This is a genomic window from Streptomyces sp. NBC_01017 (assembly GCF_045162795.1).
GTDB lineage: Bacteria > Actinomycetota > Actinomycetes > Streptomycetales > Streptomycetaceae > Streptomyces > Streptomyces machairae.
This window is the reverse complement of the sequence record NZ_CP108683.1, coordinates 5,822,483-5,840,821: the sequence shown is the minus strand read 5'-3', so window position 1 is coordinate 5,840,821 and position 18,339 is coordinate 5,822,483. Positions and strand designations below refer to the sequence as shown.

Here is an 18,339-nt window from a genome sequence, read left to right as displayed (position 1 = left end):
TGGCCATACGGGGCTGTTCGTGGTTTCAGAACCAACACAGTGGACGCGAGCATCTATGGACAAGCCCTCGGCCTATTAGTACCGGTCACCTCCACACGTTACCGTGCTTCCAGATCCGGCCTATCAACCCAGTCGTCTACTGGGAGCCTTACCCCATCAAGTGGGTGGGAATACTCATCTCGAAGCAGGCTTCCCGCTTAGATGCTTTCAGCGGTTATCCCTCCCGAACGTAGCCAACCAGCCATGCCCTTGGCAGAACAACTGGCACACCAGAGGTTCGTCCGTCCCGGTCCTCTCGTACTAGGGACAGCCCTTCTCAATATTCCTGCGCGCGCAGCGGATAGGGACCGAACTGTCTCACGACGTTCTAAACCCAGCTCGCGTACCGCTTTAATGGGCGAACAGCCCAACCCTTGGGACCGACTCCAGCCCCAGGATGCGACGAGCCGACATCGAGGTGCCAAACCATCCCGTCGATATGGACTCTTGGGGAAGATCAGCCTGTTATCCCCGGGGTACCTTTTATCCGTTGAGCGACGGCGCTTCCACAAGCCACCGCCGGATCACTAGTCCCGACTTTCGTCCCTGCTCGACCCGTCGGTCTCACAGTCAAGCTCCCTTGTGCACTTACACTCAACACCTGATTGCCAACCAGGCTGAGGGAACCTTTGGGCGCCTCCGTTACTCTTTAGGAGGCAACCGCCCCAGTTAAACTACCCATCAGACACTGTCCCTGATCCGGATCACGGACCCAGGTTAGACATCCAGCACGACCAGAGTGGTATTTCAACGATGACTCCCCCTGAACTGGCGTCCAGAGTTCACAGTCTCCCACCTATCCTACACAAGCCGAACCGAACACCAATATCAAACTGTAGTAAAGGTCCCGGGGTCTTTCCGTCCTGCTGCGCGAAACGAGCATCTTTACTCGTAGTGCAATTTCACCGGGCCTATGGTTGAGACAGTCGAGAAGTCGTTACGCCATTCGTGCAGGTCGGAACTTACCCGACAAGGAATTTCGCTACCTTAGGATGGTTATAGTTACCACCGCCGTTTACTGGCGCTTAAGTTCTCAGCTTCGCCAGGACGAATCCTGACTAACCGGTCCCCTTAACGTTCCAGCACCGGGCAGGCGTCAGTCCGTATACATCGCCTTACGGCTTCGCACGGACCTGTGTTTTTAGTAAACAGTCGCTTCTCGCTGGTCTCTGCGGCCACCCCCAGCTCAGGAAGCAAGTTCCCTCACCAGTGATGGCCCCCCTTCTCCCGAAGTTACGGGGGCATTTTGCCGAGTTCCTTAACCATAGTTCACCCGAACGCCTCGGTATTCTCTACCTGACCACCTGAGTCGGTTTAGGGTACGGGCCGCCATGAAACTCGCTAGAGGCTTTTCTCGACAGCATAGGATCATCCACTTCACCACAATCGGCTCGGCATCAGGTCTCAGCCTTGTGTGCGACGGATTTACCTACCGCACGGCCTACACCCTTACCCCGGGACAACCACCGCCCGGGCTGGACTACCTTCCTGCGTCACCCCATCACTCACCTACTACAGGTCTGGTCCGTCGGCTCCACCACTCCCCTTTGCCCGAAGGCTCCAGGGCGGCTTCACGGACTTAGCATCGCCTGGTTCAATGTTTGACGCTTCACAGCGGGTACCGGAATATCAACCGGTTATCCATCGACTACGCCTGTCGGCCTCGCCTTAGGTCCCGACTTACCCTGGGCAGATCAGCTTGACCCAGGAACCCTTAGTCAATCGGCGCACACGTTTCTCACGTGTGAATCGCTACTCATGCCTGCATTCTCACTCGTGAACCGTCCACCACTGCCTTCCGGCGCGGCTTCACCCGGCACACGACGCTCCCCTACCCATCACAGCACCCGTTGGGGCTATTTGCTGCAATGACACGACTTCGGCGGTACGCTTGAGCCCCGCTACATTGTCGGCGCGGAATCACTAGACCAGTGAGCTATTACGCACTCTTTCAAGGGTGGCTGCTTCTAAGCCAACCTCCTGGTTGTCTCTGCGACTCCACATCCTTTCCCACTTAGCGTACGCTTAGGGGCCTTAGTCGATGCTCTGGGCTGTTTCCCTCTCGACCATGGAGCTTATCCCCCACAGTCTCACTGCCGCGCTCTCACTTACCGGCATTCGGAGTTTGGCTAAGGTCAGTAACCCGGTAGGGCCCATCGCCTATCCAGTGCTCTACCTCCGGCAAGAAACACACGACGCTGCACCTAAATGCATTTCGGGGAGAACCAGCTATCACGGAGTTTGATTGGCCTTTCACCCCTAACCACAGGTCATCCCCCAGGTTTTCAACCCTGGTGGGTTCGGTCCTCCACGAAGTCTTACCTCCGCTTCAACCTGCCCATGGCTAGATCACTCCGCTTCGGGTCTTGAGCGCGCTACTGAATCGCCCTATTCGGACTCGCTTTCGCTACGGCTTCCCCACACGGGTTAACCTCGCAACACACCGCAAACTCGCAGGCTCATTCTTCAAAAGGCACGCAGTCACGAGAATGTGCAAGCACATTCCGACGCTCCCACGGCTTGTAGGCACACGGTTTCAGGTACTATTTCACTCCCCTCCCGGGGTACTTTTCACCATTCCCTCACGGTACTATCCGCTATCGGTCACCAGGGAATATTTAGGCTTAGCGGGTGGTCCCGCCAGATTCACACGGGATTTCTCGGGCCCCGTGCTACTTGGGTGTCTCTCAAACGAGCCGCTGATGTTTCGACTACGGGGGTCTTACCCTCTACGCCGGACCTTTCGCATGTCCTTCGCCTACATCAACGGTTTCTGACTCGTCTCACAGCCGGCAGACTGTGAAAGAGAGATCCCACAACCCCGTATACGCAACCCCTGCCGGGTCTCACACGTATACGGTTTAGCCTCATCCAGTTTCGCTCGCCACTACTCCCGGAATCACGGTTGTTTTCTCTTCCTGCGGGTACTGAGATGTTTCACTTCCCCGCGTTCCCTCCACACTGCCTATGTGTTCAGCAGCGGGTGACAGCCCATGACGACTGCCGGGTTTCCCCATTCGGAAACCCCCGGATCAAAGCCTGGTTGACGACTCCCCGGGGACTATCGTGGCCTCCCACGTCCTTCATCGGTTCCTGGTGCCAAGGCATCCACCGTGCGCCCTTAAAAACTTGGCCACAGATGCTCGCGTCCACTGTGCAGTTCTCAAACAACGACCAGTACACCGTCACACACCACCTCAGTGGTGCTTCACCGGCGCCGGCAACCGAAGCACAACCTTGCGGCCGTTACTTCAGACACCCAACAGCGTGCCCGGCACCCTCGCCACTCGTGATCAGCGTTCCACGCTCCGAAGAGCAGTACTGGCAGCCCGAGATGACTGAGAGTGCCGAATAATCAACGTTCCACCCATGAGCAACCACCGCAGAACGTTTGCCTGCGTAGTGGCCTCTGACCTCGTCCCGAAGGACTCGGTAAGAAGTGCTCCTTAGAAAGGAGGTGATCCAGCCGCACCTTCCGGTACGGCTACCTTGTTACGACTTCGTCCCAATCGCCAGTCCCACCTTCGACAGCTCCCTCCCACAAGGGGTTGGGCCACCGGCTTCGGGTGTTACCGACTTTCGTGACGTGACGGGCGGTGTGTACAAGGCCCGGGAACGTATTCACCGCAGCAATGCTGATCTGCGATTACTAGCAACTCCGACTTCATGGGGTCGAGTTGCAGACCCCAATCCGAACTGAGACAGGCTTTTTGAGATTCGCTCCACCTCACGGTATCGCAGCTCATTGTACCTGCCATTGTAGCACGTGTGCAGCCCAAGACATAAGGGGCATGATGACTTGACGTCGTCCCCACCTTCCTCCGAGTTGACCCCGGCGGTCTCCTGTGAGTCCCCATCACCCCGAAGGGCATGCTGGCAACACAGAACAAGGGTTGCGCTCGTTGCGGGACTTAACCCAACATCTCACGACACGAGCTGACGACAGCCATGCACCACCTGTACACCGACCACAAGGGGGGCACTATCTCTAATGCTTTCCGGTGTATGTCAAGCCTTGGTAAGGTTCTTCGCGTTGCGTCGAATTAAGCCACATGCTCCGCTGCTTGTGCGGGCCCCCGTCAATTCCTTTGAGTTTTAGCCTTGCGGCCGTACTCCCCAGGCGGGGAACTTAATGCGTTAGCTGCGGCACCGACGACGTGGAATGTCGCCAACACCTAGTTCCCACCGTTTACGGCGTGGACTACCAGGGTATCTAATCCTGTTCGCTCCCCACGCTTTCGCTCCTCAGCGTCAGTAATGGCCCAGAGATCCGCCTTCGCCACCGGTGTTCCTCCTGATATCTGCGCATTTCACCGCTACACCAGGAATTCCGATCTCCCCTACCACACTCTAGCTAGCCCGTATCGAATGCAGACCCGGGGTTAAGCCCCGGGCTTTCACACCCGACGTGACAAGCCGCCTACGAGCTCTTTACGCCCAATAATTCCGGACAACGCTTGCGCCCTACGTATTACCGCGGCTGCTGGCACGTAGTTAGCCGGCGCTTCTTCTGCAGGTACCGTCACTTTCGCTTCTTCCCTGCTGAAAGAGGTTTACAACCCGAAGGCCGTCATCCCTCACGCGGCGTCGCTGCATCAGGCTTTCGCCCATTGTGCAATATTCCCCACTGCTGCCTCCCGTAGGAGTCTGGGCCGTGTCTCAGTCCCAGTGTGGCCGGTCGCCCTCTCAGGCCGGCTACCCGTCGTCGCCTTGGTGAGCCATTACCTCACCAACAAGCTGATAGGCCGCGGGCTCATCCTTCACCGCCGGAGCTTTCAACCTTCACAGATGCCAGTGAAGGTGGTATCCGGTATTAGACCCCGTTTCCAGGGCTTGTCCCAGAGTGAAGGGCAGATTGCCCACGTGTTACTCACCCGTTCGCCACTAATCCCCACCGAAGTGGTTCATCGTTCGACTTGCATGTGTTAAGCACGCCGCCAGCGTTCGTCCTGAGCCAGGATCAAACTCTCCGTGAATGTTTTCCCGTAATCGGGACGACACACACGAGAGCGGAACAGCCAGGCGGAATAAGCCCGGCCGTTCACAGCGTCCTCGCTGTGTTTATTTCAAAGGAACCTCGCCACCGGGAACTAATGTTTCCGGTAGACGGGGTATCAACATATCTGGCGTTGATTTTTGGCACGCTGTTGAGTTCTCAAGGAACGGACGCTTCCTTTGTACTCACCCTCTCGGGCTTTCCTCCGGGCGCTTCCCTTCGGTCTTGCGTTTCCGACTCTATCAGATCCTTTTCTCGATCCGATTTCCTCGGTGCTTTCCAGGTTTCCGCTCTCGCGTTTCCCTTTCCGGCGACTCCGACTCTATCAGATCCTTTCGGGCCTGACTCCCAGTCAGAGGGGCTTGTCTTCCCGGCCGTTGGGCCGTTCCGACGTCTCAAACCTTAGCGGATCAGCTCGGCGATTCCCAATCGGGCCGCCGAGTCCCAATTCGAATTGAATTCGGGCATGCCGAAATCAACCCCGACGGGAGATCGTGCTGGTGGTTTGGTTTGCCGCTTTCGCGGCGGGAGGTGCTACCGCAGAACCGTTACGGCTCGGTGGCAACCCGGAGAACTTTACGGATCCGGCAGAGGGCTGTCAAGCGCCGCTTGTCAAGATCTTTTACTGCGCGGCCGGACCTCGTGTCAGTCCAGGTCGCTGAGGCGTCCGCCGGCGTCCGGCTGGGCGTCCTCCACTCTACGGAGCAGGCGCGTGAGGACCTCTCCCAGGGTGGTGCGCTCCTCCGCGGAGAGGTCCTGGAGCAGTTCCTCCTCGAAGACAGACGCGAGCCGCATCACCTCCAGCCACTTCTCCCTGCCCTCGGCGGTCAGCTCGACGATGACGCGGACACGGTTGGACTCGTCCCGCTCCCGGGTGACCAGACCCTCGGCGACCATGCGATCGATCCGGTGGGTCATGGCGGCCGGGGTGAGGCCGAGGCCCTTGGCGAGATCGCTGGGGCCCATGCAGTAGGGAGCGCCGGAGATGACGAGGGCCTTGAGGACTTCCCACTCGGCGTTGCTGATGCCGAGGGCGGAGGTCTGGCGGCCGTAGGCGACGTTCATGCGGCGGTTCAGACGGGACAGCGCCGAGACGACCTTCTCGACCTGCGGGTCGAGGTCCTGGAACTCGCGCTGGTAGGCGGCGATCTGTTCTTCGAGTGTCGGTTCGCTGATGTCCGGGGTGTCGCCCATGGGCCGAGTATGGCACGGGCTCGCTTGGCGTTGAAGTCCTTCGGTGTGTAGAGTTTAGCTTCGAAGTTTAGGTTCGAAGTCTTCAGATCTGCATCTGAGAGATACGAGAGAGGTGAACGTGACCAGGGCGATGGGCGCAGCGATGCGCCGGATCCACGTGGGCAACGCACTCAGCGCATTCGGGCTCGGTTTCACCGTCCCCTACCTGTACGTCTATGTGGCGCAGGTGCGGGGGCTGGGAGCTATGACGGCGGGGCTGGTCCTCGCCGTCTTCGCCGTGGCCGCGCTGGTCGTGCTGCCGTTCGCCGGGCGGGCGATCGTCCGGCGTGGCCCGCTGCCGGTGTTGGTCGCCGCCCTGGTCACCGCTGCGCTCGGGGCGCTGAGCCTGGGGCTCGCGGGGAGCGCCGTATCCGTATTGCTGTCAGCGGCTGCCCTGGGTGCGGGACAGGCCGTGATGCAGCCTGCGCTCGCGACGATGATCGTCGACTGCTCCAACGCGGAGACCCGGTCTCGGGCGTTCGCGATGCAGTTCTTCCTGCAGAACCTCGGGCTGGGGGTCGGCGGGCTCATCGGTGGGCACCTCGTCGACGCTTCGAGTGTCTCGTCCTTCACTCTGCTGTTCTCGATCGAGGCGGCGATGTTCCTGCTGCTCGTCGTGGTGATGGTGACGGTGCGGATGCCGCGGGCGCCGTGGATTGAGGGGGCGCCGGGGGCCGGGGCGGGCAAGGGGAGCTGGAAGCAGCTGCTCCAGAACCGGGCCATGGTGCAGCTGTGTGTGCTGGGCTTCGTGCTGTTCTTCGCCTGCTACGGGCAGTTCGAGTCGGGGCTCAGTGCGTACGGGGTCGAGGCTGCCGGGGTTTCCACGTCGGCGCTCGGGACCGCGCTTGCGGCCAACACCGCGATGATCGTGGTGGCTCAGTTCGCCGTGCTGAAGTTCGTCGAGCGGCGGCGGCGGTCCCGGGTGATTGCGGCGGTCGGGCTCATCTGGGCCGTGGCGTGGCTCGCGGCGGGGTATGCCGGGCTGGGACACGGGAGCCAGGAGATGGCTACGGCCGCCTTCATCTCTACGTATGCGTTGTTCGGGCTGGGTGAGGCGATGTTGTCGCCGACCGTTGCTCCGCTGGTGGCCGATCTGGCGCCGGAGGGGATGGCTGGGCAGTACAACTCGGCGTTTGCGCTGGTCAAGCAGCTTGCGTTGGCTGTGGGGCCGGCTGTGGGCGGGCCGATGGGGGCGTCGCTGCATGGGCCGTATGTCGTGACGTTTCTGTTGTTCTCGTTGGGGATCACCTATCTCGCTGTGCGGTTGGGGCGGGAGCTGAGTGCGGTGCAGGATCGGCCGTGGGTGGGGAAGAGTCGGGTGGTGGCGCAGGGGTCTGCGTCGACTGCGGGGCAGGCTCGGGCGCGCGCCTGAGGGGTTTCGCCCCCGCCGCCCCTACTCGTCCCGTACCTGGGGGCTGCCGCCCCCAGCCCCCCGCCATCGGTCTGAGCGGACTCAGGGTCTCTGTGTGTCCAAGGCCGTCTTCGGCAGTACGAACTCGCACCACACCGCCTTGCCGCCGCCGGGTGTCCGGCGTGAGCCCCAGCCGGAGGCGATGGTCGCGACGATGGCGATTCCTCGGCCCGATTCGTCGGCCGGTTCTGCTCGGCGGCGTCTGGGGAGGTGGTCGTCGCCGTCCGTTACCTCGATGATCAGGCGGCGGTCGGTGCGGCGGAGGCGGAGGCGCATGGGCGGGGTGCCGTGTTGGAGGGAGTTGGCGACGAGTTCGCTGGCCGCCAGGACGCCCAGGTCGTGGAGGTCGGGCGGGAAGCGCCAACTGGTCAGGACGCCGGAGGCGAAGGCACGCGCGCGGGGGGCCGCTTCGATGCCGCCGAGGAGTTCCAGGGCGGCGTTGCGGAAGAGATCGCCGTCGGGGCCCGTGCGGGCCGGGTGCTGGAGGACCAGGACCGCCACGTCGTCGTCGTGGTCCGCTGTGACGCCTGCGCTTCGGACGAGGCGGTCGCAGACGACCTGAGGGGTGCCCGTCGCGCCGGCCAGGGCGCGTTCCAGAGAGGCGATTCCCTCGTCGAGGTCCTCGTCCCGGCGTTCCACCAGGCCGTCGGTGTAGAGGACCGCGGTCGAGCCCGGACTCAGGGGGATCGAGCCGGACGCGTGCATCCAGCCGCCCGTGCCGAGGGGCGGGCCGGTGGGTTCGTCGGCGCGTTGGACTGCGCCGTTCTCGTCTCGGACGAGGATGGGGAGGTGGCCGGCCGACGCGTAGATCAGGCGGCCCTCGTTCGGGTCGTGGATGGCGTAGACACAGGTGGCGATCTGGTTGGCGTCGATTTCCATTGCCAGGCCGTCCAGGAGCTGGAGCACCTCGTGCGGGGGGAGGTCCAGGCGGGCGTAGGCCCTCACCGCCGTACGGAGTTGGCCCATCACCGCCGCTGCGCGTACTCCTCTGCCCATGACGTCGCCGATGACGAGGGCCGTGCGGCCGCCGCCGAGGGTGATCACGTCGTACCAGTCGCCGCCGACCGCGGCCTCCGTGCCGCCCGGGTGGTAGGTGGCGGCGATGCGCAGGTCGTCCGGTTCCTCCAGCTCTTGCGGGAGGAGGGAGCGCTGGAGGGTGACGGCCGTTTCGCGTTGGCGGCGTTCGCTGGCGCGGAGGCGCTCGGCGGCTTCCGCGTGGTCGGTGACGTCGGTGGCGAAGATGAGGACTCCGCCGTCGCCCTCGGTCACGGGCGTGCAGGTGAAGGTGTAGGAGCGGCCGTCGGGTGCCTTGCGGGACTTGAGGGTGCGGGGCTTGCCGCTGCGCAGGACCTGGTCGAGGAGCGGGAGCAGGCCCAGTTCGGCGAGCTCGGGGAGGGCCTCGCGGGCCGGTTCGCCCGAAGGGCGTACGCCGAAGGCCGTGGCATAGGTGTCGTTGACGTACGCGAGGCGGTGGTCGGGGCCGTGGACGAGGGCGACCAGGGCCGGGACCCGGTCCAGAACCTCGCGGACCGGCAGCTCGTCCACGGCGGGGATCGGCCTGGCCTCGTCGGTGAGGTGTTCGGCGCGGGCCGCGGGGACGGCGCCCGGGCCCTCTCCTCGGCGGTCCTGGGCGACCGCCGCCGCGGGTTCGGTCCGCGCTGCGGCGCGGCGCTGTGTTCCGGGGAGCCGGGCGCTCCAGCGCGTGAAGTTCACGAATCCTTGCCTCGTGTCGTCGTCTTCGGCCAGCTCCGGACCCGGCCGGGGGTCTGTGGGGTGACGCCCCGGGGTTGCGGCACAGTGGGGAGAGCCTTGTGGTCGGGATCGGTTCGGGGATCAGTCTGGCAGTGCGGCCGACCTGGCCGACACCCGTCTGACGCCTGCCCGGTCGGTGGAGTTCCTGGGTCCGGTCAGGACGACCCCTTCGGGTCGTCTTCCGGGTTGAGGGGATGCTTTCCACCGGCCGCGAGTTCGAACTCCGCACGGGGATGTTCGAGTGAACCGAGGGAGACGACCTCCCTCTTGAAGAGCCCCGAGAGGGTCCATTCGGCCAGGACTCGGGCCTTGCGGTTGAAGGTCGGCACCCTGCTGAGGTGGTAGACGCGGTGCATGAACCAGGCAGGGTAGCCCTTGAGCTTGCGCCCGTAGACCTGTGCGACACCCTTGTGGAATCCGAGGGACGCGACCGAACCGGCGTATTTGTGGGCGTAGGTCTCCAGCGGTTCGCCGCGCAGGGTGTGCGCGATGTTGTCGCCGAGCACCTTGGCCTGGCGCAGGGCGTGCTGCGCGTTGGGGGCGCACTGCGTCCCGGGTTCGGCCGCGGTGACGTCGGGGACTGCGGCGGCGTCGCCTGCGGCCCACGCGTGCGTGGTGCCCTCGATCGTCAGCTCGGGGGTGCCCTTCAGCCTGCCGCGCTCATTAAGTGGCAGGTCGGTCGCGGCGAGGATCGGGTGGGGTTTGACGCCGGCCGTCCAGACGACCGTACGGGTCGGGAAGCGGGCGCCGTCGCTGAGGACGGCGACGCGGTCCGCGCAGGACTCCAGGCGGGTGTGCAGGCGTACGTCGATGTTGCGGCGGCGCAGTTCGGTGACGGTGTAGCGGCCCATGTCCTCGCCGACCTCGGGCAGGATGCGGTCCGAGGCCTCGACGAGGATCCACTTCATGTCCTCGGGGCTGACGTTGTGGTAGTAGCGCGTGGCGTAGCGGGCCATGTCCTCGAGTTCGCCGAGCGCCTCGACGCCGGCGTATCCGCCGCCGACGAAGACGAAGGTGAGGGCCGCGTCGCGGATCGCGGGGTCGCGGGTGGAGGAGGCGATGTCCATCTGCTCGATGACGTGGTTACGCAGGCCGATGGCCTCTTCGACGGTCTTGAAGCCGATGGCGTGGTCGGCGAGACCGGGGATGGGGAGGGTGCGCGCGATGGAGCCGGGGGCGAGGACGAGCTCGTCGTAGGAGAGCTGTTCGCTTCCCGTGCCCTCCTCCTCGGAGGCGAGGGTGGTGAGGGTCGCGGTGCGTTTGGCGTGGTCGATGGCGGTGGCCTCGCCGATGATGACCCGGCACCGGGGCAGGACGCGGCGCAGCGGTACCACCACATGGCGCGGGGAGATCAAGCCGGCCGCCGCTTCGGGGAGGAATGGCTGATACGTCATGTACGGGTCGGGAGTGACGACCGTGATCTCGGCTTCGCCCCGGCCGAGTTCCGGTTGCAGCCTCCGCTGGAGACGCAGGGCCGTGTACATCCCGACGTAGCCGCCGCCGACAACGAGAATGCGCGCACGTTCCTTCACCATCCCATGACGCACCCGGCGCTTGCGTTTGTCCACAGGCTCGACCATTTGTGTGACCGGAGATCGTCAGCGCCGCGATTTGGCCGAATTGCCGGAGTGCGGGGAAGACCCGCAGGTCAGCGGGTGTGCGTCAGGGCATCGCAGGTGGCGCAATCGGGACGTAAACGACTCGTACTCGGATCGAGGGGCGCTCCGTGCGGAACCTGCCCCTTCTGAATTGACTCCCTCTCAACTATGTTCGTGTGTCGACGGGGTGTAGGGGGATGCGCTCATCGGGTCCGTGAGTCACACGGAACGGACTCGTTGTCCGGGCTTGTTCCGCGACGCTCCGGCTTTGAAATGACGGGGAGTCTCCGGGGGGAGACGTCATTACCGGGGGATCGCTTATGCATGTTCAGGATTCTCGATGGTCTTCCGCATCCACCATCACACCGGGTGGCGGAGTGGGCGGCACGATGAGCGCGGCTGCGAGCAACGGACGCGGGGACGCGTCGCGTACGACGCCGCTGCGCGTGGACGCACAGCGCAATCTGGAGCACGTGCTGCGTGCGGCGCGTGAGGTCTTCGGCGAGCTGGGGTACGGCGCGCCGATGGAGGACGTGGCGCGGCGCGCGCGGGTCGGCGTCGGGACGGTGTACCGGCGCTTCCCGAGCAAGGACGTCCTGGTCCGGCGGATAGCCGAGGAGGAGACCTCCCGGCTGACCGACCAGGCACGGGCGGCGCTCGGTCAGGAGGACGAGCCGTGGTCGGCGCTCTCGCGCTTCCTGCGCACCTCGGTGGCGTCCGGCGCGGGCCGGCTGCTGCCGCCGCAGGTGCTGCGGGTCGGGGTCGCCGAGGACGGTGCCGCGCCCGACGAGGCCCGGGTGCCGCAGCAGCGGATGCAGCCGGGCATCGGAGAACTGCGGCTGGTGCCCGAGCATCCTCCGGCGGTGCCTGTCGACCCGGTGGACGACGCGGGCGCGGCGGCGCTGCTCGACGTGGTGGGCCAGCTCGTGGAGCGGGCGCGCGCGGCGGGCGAGCTGCGGGCCGACGTGTCGGTGTCGGACGTCCTGCTGGTGATCGCGACGGCGGCGCCCTCGCTGCCGGATGCGGAGCAGCAGGCGGCGGCCTCGGCGCGGCTGCTGGACATCCTGCTGGAGGGGTTGCGGTCCCGGCCTCAGACGTGAGTCTGCCGATGCGGCGACCGTGACCGCGAAGGGGTGACTTCGAAAGAGTTACTTCGAAAGGGTTACTTCGAAGGGGTGAGCGTTCGAGAGAGGTGTCTGCGAGGCGGGGTGCTGTGCCGCCCTCGCCTCGAACACCGCTGCGGTGAGCGCTGGTTGAGTCATCCCCGTAGGGGCGAGGGCCAGAATTGCGTTGCGGTGAGTCCCCACGGACGGGTGGATGTCCGTACGCGTGGGTCCTGACCAAAAGCCAATATGGCACCCTGACCCGGTGTCCGGGACTGTAGAGCTGGCGGCGGGGGCTTTCCGCGATGAGCGTTGACGGGTGGGACGAGTCACGCGGTGACGGTGACTCGGCGACTCCGCAGGTGCCGAATCAGGGCGGACGGGCGGACCTCCCGCCGGGCGGCGACCCCGTGGAGGGGCGTCCACAGGCCCGCGCGGAAGGCAGCGTCCCGGCCCAGCGCGACCGGCGTGAGGACAGCGTGCTGCCTCCGCCGCGCGAGCTGCCGTCCGACCTGCCGGCGCGCGAACTGCCGCCGTCGGACGCCGACCTGATCGGTCGGATGCGGTCCGGTGACGACACCGCCTACGAGGAGCTGTACCGGCGCCACGCGGGAGCGGTGCGCCGGTACGCGCGCACGTGCTGTCGCGACGCCCACACCGCGGACGACCTCACCGCCGAGGTGTTCGCCCGCATGCTCCAGGCCGTACGCCGAGGTTCCGGCCCCGAACACGCCGTACGCGCCTATCTGCTCACCTCGATCCGGCGTGCCGCCGCGGACTGGACGAAGTCGGTGCGGCGGGAGCAACTGGTCGACGACTTCGCGGTGTTCGCCGCTCGGTCCACGCGGGTCGCCGAGGTGTCCGACGACGACACGCTCGACCTGGGCGCGGACGTGCGGGCGATGCACGAGGCCGAGCAGTCGATGGCCATGCAGGCCTTCCGGTCGCTGCCGGAGCGCTGGCAGGCCGTGCTGTGGCACACCGAGGTGGAGGACGAGTCGCCGAGCGAGGTCGCCACGCTCTTCGGGCTCGATGCCAACGGCACGCGCGTGCTCGCCAGCCGCGCCCGCGAAGGGCTCAAGCAGGCGTACCTCCAAGCTCACGTCAGCGCCAGCCTCGCCGGCGACGAGGAGTGCGCCCGCCATGCCGACCGACTCGGCGCCTACGCCCGCGGCAGCCTGCGCAGCCGCGCCGAGCGGGGCATGCGCAAGCACCTGGAGGAGTGCGCCAAGTGCCGCCTGGCCGCGGGCCAGATCAAGGAAGTAGCCGGTGGTATCCCGGCCGTCGTGCCGGTCGCGGTCATCGGCTGGTTCGGCGCCGCCGGATACGCCAAGGCGGCCGGGCTCATCGCCGGTGGCGCAGGGGCGGGTGCGGCCGGTGCGGCTGGGGCTGCCTCCGCGGCGGGCGGCGGTTCGTCCGGCGGGGCGAGTTCCGGGGGCGGTGCTGCGGCCTCCGAAGGGCTGGGCGCGCCGTTGAAGGCCGGGATCGCGGCCGGTGTGGTCGCCGTGGGCGTGGTGGCGGCGATCGTGCTCGCGCTCGCCGGCAACGAGACGCCTGCCGACAGGCAGGACGCCAAGCAACCCCCGGTGCCCTCCCCCATCGTCGAGGAGACACCGACGCCCAAGCCGCCGAAGCCGACGGAGCCGACGGCGCCTTCGGAGAAGGAGCCCGCCCCGCAACCCCCGGCGATCGTCCCGGCCGACCATCCCGAGGCCACCCCGACACCGGCCTCGCCACCCACCCCCACGCCCAGTCCGACGCCCACGCCCTCCCCGACGCCGACTCCGACCCCCACACCGACCCCGCCACCCACCCCCACTCCGACGCCCCCGCCTGTCGCCTACCAGTGGAGTGAGCTGTCGTACAACATCACCGGCGACGGCACCGAACCCGAGATGCGGATCGGTGAGAGCAGCTGGGTGTGGCAGCGGCACGGCGTGTCGATCGGCGACGAGCGGTACGCGAACGGCGTCACCGTGCACGGCCGGTCCTCCGTCACCATCGACCTCAACCGGGAGTGCTCCGCCTACACGGCGATGGCAGGCGTCGACGACTCGGCTCTGGGGCTGGGCAAGTTCACTTTCTCGGTGTACGCCGACGGCGTCCGGTTGTGGCGGTCAGCGGTGATCGAGGGCGGGGACCCGGCCGTGCCCGTCCATGTGAACCTCGCCGGGCGGGAGACCGTTCGGCTGGTGGTCGAGCCGCACGGCACCTTCGACACCCTGCTGTTGGCGGACTGGGCGGAGTCGAAGTTCAGCTGCGTGTAGGGGCGTTCAGCCGGAGGTCCTGAACTTGGCTTACGGCGCCTGCTCCGCAGGGAGCTGGAGGCCGCGCACGGCCTGGTCGAGGTCGTACAGGACGTCGTCGTGGGTGAGGGCGGTGCCCCGGGTGTGCTCGGCGGTGAACCGTTCGGCGCCCAGGGCGGTGCGGGCGGTGGTCTCGGCCCGCTCGGCGTGCGCGCGCTCGGGCTGGAGACGTGGATTGCCGCGGCGCCAGTGCTCCGAGGCGGCGAGCAGCCGGGCCGCGCGCGAGTGGTCGTCGAGGCGGGTCAGCAGGTCCGCGGCGGCGTCCGTGAGGGTCGCCGTGATCACGTCGGCGCAGCGCTTCTCCACGGCCAGGCGCAGAGCGTCGACCAGCCGCGGCAGACCGTGCTCCGGGCCCGACTCCGCCGTCACCGTCAGGGCGTCGGTCACGTTCAGCATCACAACGAACTGGGGCGGTGGTGTGGCGTTCTCGGTCTCCACACGTGCCGCCTCGCACAGCTCGCGCGCACGGGCGGTGTCCTGGTCGTCCAGCGCGATCTGGGCCCGCATCAGCAGCACGAACGCCCGTGAGTCCGCCACGCCGTACCGGTCGGCCACGGCGCTCGCCTCGTCCAGCAACGTCAACGCGGCCGTACGGTCGCCCGAGCGGTAGGCGATCTCGGCCAGCCGGGCGATGAGGAACGGGGTCTCGGTGTACGCGCCCACCTCGTGGGCGAGGCGCAGGGCCTCCTCGTACTGCCCCTTGGCCTCCTCGAAGCGACCGCGCACCGTGGCCGTCTCACCGGCCGCGCTGCACACCTGGGCCCGCATCCAACGGTCACCGGCCCGTCGGCTGAGGATCCGCAGCTCCACGAGGTCGTCGTCGACATCGGCCAGGCCGCCCTGTGAGTCGACGAGCATGTGCGTGCGGAACATCAGGATGCAGCCGACCTCCCAGTCGCCGCCGTACGCACGGCAGTTGGCCAACGCGGCATCCATGACGGGACGGGTGTCCGCCGTGTCGCCCAGGATGTAGTGGGTCAACGGCCAGACCATGCCCGGGATGCGAGCCGCCTCCGGGCCGCCCCGCGCGAAGTGGGCCTGCACACGCTCGATGTACCGCCTGCGTCGCTCGTCCTGCCAGTGCTCCACCGGTTCGAACTCGATGGCGAGGAACAGATGCAGCATGCGCAGGCTCATCCGTGGTGCGTGCCTCGGGTGGTGCGTCTGTTCGACCGGGGCGGTGAGGAGGGCGTCCAGCGGGGCGGCGGCGGGAGGGGTGGAACGGGCAGCGGGAGGGGGAACGGGAGGGGCAGCAGGAGGTGAGCCCGGACCTGAGACGTCCAGGGTGACGGACAGGCGCAGAATCCGTTCGACCCAGGCCGCGCCCTCGACGCGGTAGTTGCGCAGCCACCAGAACCAGCTCATGGCGAGGGCGATGGCTGTGGCATCCGGTTCGTCGCCTGCGGTGAGGGCGTGGTCGAGGGCCGCGCGGATGTTGTCCAGCTCGGTCTCCAGGCGGGATACCCACGGGAGTTGACCGGCGGACCGCAGCAGCGGGTCGGCCTTCTGCACGAGGGCGCGCACCCACGCGCGGTGCCGGTGCTCGGCAGCGAGGCGCAGCTCGGGGAGCTCGGCGGCGCGCTCGACTGCGTACTCGTGGATGGTCTCCAGCATGCGGTACCGCATGCCGCCGGAGCCGTCCCGCTCGCACGGGGTGGCCACGATCAGGGACTTGTCGACCAGTGCGCCGATGAGGTCCGCGACCGGGCCGGTGCACACCGCTTCCGCCGCCTCGAGGTCCCAGCCGCCCGCGAAGACGGACACCTCGCGCAGTACCGTCCGCTCCCGCTCGTCGAGCAGTTCCCAGGACCAGTCGACGACGGCGCGCAGGGTCTGCTGGCGGGGCAGGACCGTACGGCTTCCGGAGGTGAGGAGGCGGAAGCGGTCGTCGAGGCGGTCGGCGATCTGGCGGGGACTGAGCAGCCGTAGCCGGGCCGCCGCCAGCTCGATGGCGAGGGGCAGTCCGTCGAGGCGGCGGCAGATCTCCGCGACGGCCTCCTGGTCGCGCCCGTCGCGCAGCACGGCCTCGGCGTCGGGGCGGACGGCCGCGGCGCGCTCCGCGAAGAGGCGGTGCGCCTGGTCGGGGAGCAGGGGTTCGACCGGGCGGACCAACTCGCCGGGGACGCCCAGGGGTTCACGGCTGGTGGCGAGGATCGTGAGGCCCGGGCAGCGGGTGAGGAGGGTCTCGGCGAGGGTGGCGGCTTCGCCGATGACATGTTCGCAATTGTCAAGGATCAGGAGCTGGCTGCGCGGGGCGCAGTACTCGACCAGGAGGGCGACCGGGTCGTCCTGCTGGGCCGTGAGCTCGTTGGTCATGAGCACGGTCTCGCGCAGACCGAGCGCGTTGACCACCGCGCCGGGCACCGCCTCCGGCCGGTCGAGCGGGGCGAGCTCGACGAGCCATGCCTGGGGGAGGCCGGCGGCGGCCTCCTCGGCGAGGCGGGTCTTTCCAGAGCCGCCCGGTCCGGTGAGCGTGACCAGTCGGGCCCTGTGCAATTCGAAACGGATGGCGTCGAGTTCGAGTTCCCGGCCCACGAAAGAGGTGAGGCGGGGGCGGAGGTTGCCGGTGCGTTCGGGAGGCTGGTGGTGGGGGTGGGGGTGGGGTGGAGGTGGGGGTGGTGGGGAGGCTGTGTGGGGGGCGGGTTGTGGCCGGGGCTTTGTCCGTGGGTCCTGCCGGGGCCCTGCTCTCAGGTCCCGTTCAGATCTGGCCCGCAGTTCAGGAGTCGCCCGTGTCAGCAGTTCGGTGTGCAGGGCGCGGAGTTCCGGGCCGGGGTCGGTGCCGAGGCCGTCGGCCAGGGAGCGGCGGGCGGTTTCGTATGCGGCGAGGGCGTCGGCGGGACGGCCCGTGTCGCGCAGGGCGCGGATGAGGAGGGCGTGCAGCGGTTCGTCGTACGGGTGTGCCGCGGTCAGTTCCTTCAGGTCGGGTATCGCGTGCCGGCCCCGGCCCAGTCGCAGGTCCGCCTCGATACGCGCGCGGGTCGCCTCCAGGCGCAGGGCCTCCGGGCGGGTGCCGGCGGTGCCGCGGTCCGGGAGGTCGGCGAGGGCCGGGCCGCGCCACAGGGTGAGGGCGCTGCCGAGGGTCTGTGCAGCGGTGGACGGGTCGCCGTCGGTCAGGGCGGAGGTGCCCTGGTGCACGAGGCGTTCGAAGACGAAGAGGTCCACGTCGTCCTGCGTCGCCGTGAGCCGGTAACCGCCGGGCGCGGAGGTGACGGTGTCCTTGCCGAGGGTGCGGCGCAGGCGGGCGATCAGGGCCTGGAGGGCGGCGGGGGCGTCCTGGGGCGGGTCGTCGGACCAGACCTCGTCGATCAGGGTGTCGGGGGTGGTGACGCGGCCGGGGCGGAGGGCGAGGGCCGTCAGGAGGGCGCGGAGGCGGGGGCCGCCCACGGGTATGACGGTGCCCTGGTCGTCCTCGGCCTGGGTGACGCCCAGGATTCTGTACCGCACCGGGTCATTGTCCCCGGGGTGGCCTGGTGGGGCGTGGGTTTGGCGGGGGGCGGGTGTCGTGGTTGCGGTGGTCCTTCGGCGCGGGCGGGTGAGTTCTCGCCCCCGCCGCCCCTACTCATCCCGTCCTCCAGGGGCTCTGCCCCTTCGACCCCGGTCCCTGGGGGCTGCCGCCCCCAGACCCCCGCTGTCGGCCTCAACGGCCTCGTCCTCAAACGCCGGACGGGCTGAAATACCTGGGCCGACGCTGCGAGCGAGGGACCCTCTGCGTGCCGGCATAGCCCCCTACGGGTGGGTGGGGGTTGGGGATGGCGCAGTCCCGTCCTCGAACGCCGGGCGGGCTGGAATGCAGGGACCGGCGCCGAGAGGGACCATCCGCGTGCGTGCACAGCCCCCAGCGGATGGGCGAGGGGTGGGGAAGGCGCAGCCCCGTCCTCGAACACCAGACGCGCTGGAATGC

At 67.1% G+C, this 18,339-nt stretch carries 7 protein-coding genes and 2 rRNA genes; 3 read left to right on the top strand and 6 right to left on the bottom strand.

All coding sequences use genetic code 11. The annotated features are described in order from the left end of the window. Window positions 1-55 precede the first annotated feature (55 nt). The 3 genes from OG331_RS26765 to OG331_RS26755 all read right to left on the bottom strand — a co-directional run bounded on the left by OG331_RS26765 (window position 56) and on the right by OG331_RS26755 (window position 6,229). Window positions 56-3,174, bottom strand: a 23S ribosomal RNA gene (locus OG331_RS26765). Between the two features lie 315 nt (window positions 3,175-3,489). Next, a 16S ribosomal RNA gene (locus tag OG331_RS26760) occupies window positions 3,490-5,015 on the bottom strand. Together the 16S and 23S rRNA genes form the textbook arrangement of a ribosomal RNA operon. A gap of 665 nt (window positions 5,016-5,680) precedes the next feature. Beyond that, window positions 5,681-6,229 carry a MarR family winged helix-turn-helix transcriptional regulator gene (locus OG331_RS26755; protein ID WP_406200621.1) on the bottom strand — a complete coding sequence of 183 codons (549 nt, stop codon included), beginning with the start codon at window positions 6,227-6,229 and terminating at the stop codon, window positions 5,681-5,683. A gap of 142 nt (window positions 6,230-6,371) precedes the next feature. Here OG331_RS26755 and OG331_RS26750 point away from each other — a divergent pair, with 142 nt between their 5' ends. Next, complete coding sequence (locus OG331_RS26750; protein ID WP_406210295.1) at window positions 6,372-7,640, top strand: MFS transporter; 1,269 nt, start codon at window positions 6,372-6,374, stop codon at window positions 7,638-7,640. A gap of 81 nt (window positions 7,641-7,721) precedes the next feature. Here the strand turns inward: OG331_RS26750 and OG331_RS26745 are convergent, their stop codons facing one another. Then, window positions 7,722-9,392, bottom strand: coding sequence for a SpoIIE family protein phosphatase (locus tag OG331_RS26745; protein WP_406200618.1), 1,671 nt, complete (start codon window positions 9,390-9,392; stop codon window positions 7,722-7,724). A gap of 194 nt (window positions 9,393-9,586) precedes the next feature. Next, on the bottom strand, window positions 9,587-10,966 hold the full coding sequence (locus OG331_RS26740; protein ID WP_406210292.1) for an NAD(P)/FAD-dependent oxidoreductase: 1,380 nt from the start codon (window positions 10,964-10,966) through the stop codon (window positions 9,587-9,589). A 383-nt stretch (window positions 10,967-11,349) separates the two neighbouring features. Here OG331_RS26740 and OG331_RS26735 point away from each other — a divergent pair, with 383 nt between their 5' ends. Both OG331_RS26735 and OG331_RS26730 read left to right on the top strand, forming a co-directional pair. Beyond that, window positions 11,350-12,129: a TetR/AcrR family transcriptional regulator gene (locus OG331_RS26735; RefSeq protein ID WP_406200615.1), complete on the top strand. Its 780-nt coding sequence runs from the start codon at window positions 11,350-11,352 to the stop codon at window positions 12,127-12,129. Window positions 12,130-12,437: 308 nt separating this feature from the next. Then, window positions 12,438-14,399 (top strand): sigma-70 family RNA polymerase sigma factor, encoded by a 1,962-nt coding sequence (locus tag OG331_RS26730; RefSeq protein ID WP_406200613.1) that lies wholly within the window; start codon window positions 12,438-12,440, stop codon window positions 14,397-14,399. Between the two features lie 30 nt (window positions 14,400-14,429). Here OG331_RS26730 and OG331_RS26725 read toward each other — a convergent pair whose 3' ends face one another. Continuing rightward, window positions 14,430-17,882 (bottom strand): AfsR/SARP family transcriptional regulator, encoded by a 3,453-nt coding sequence (locus OG331_RS26725; RefSeq protein ID WP_406200610.1) that lies wholly within the window; start codon window positions 17,880-17,882, stop codon window positions 14,430-14,432. Window positions 17,883-18,339: the final 457 nt, after the last annotated feature.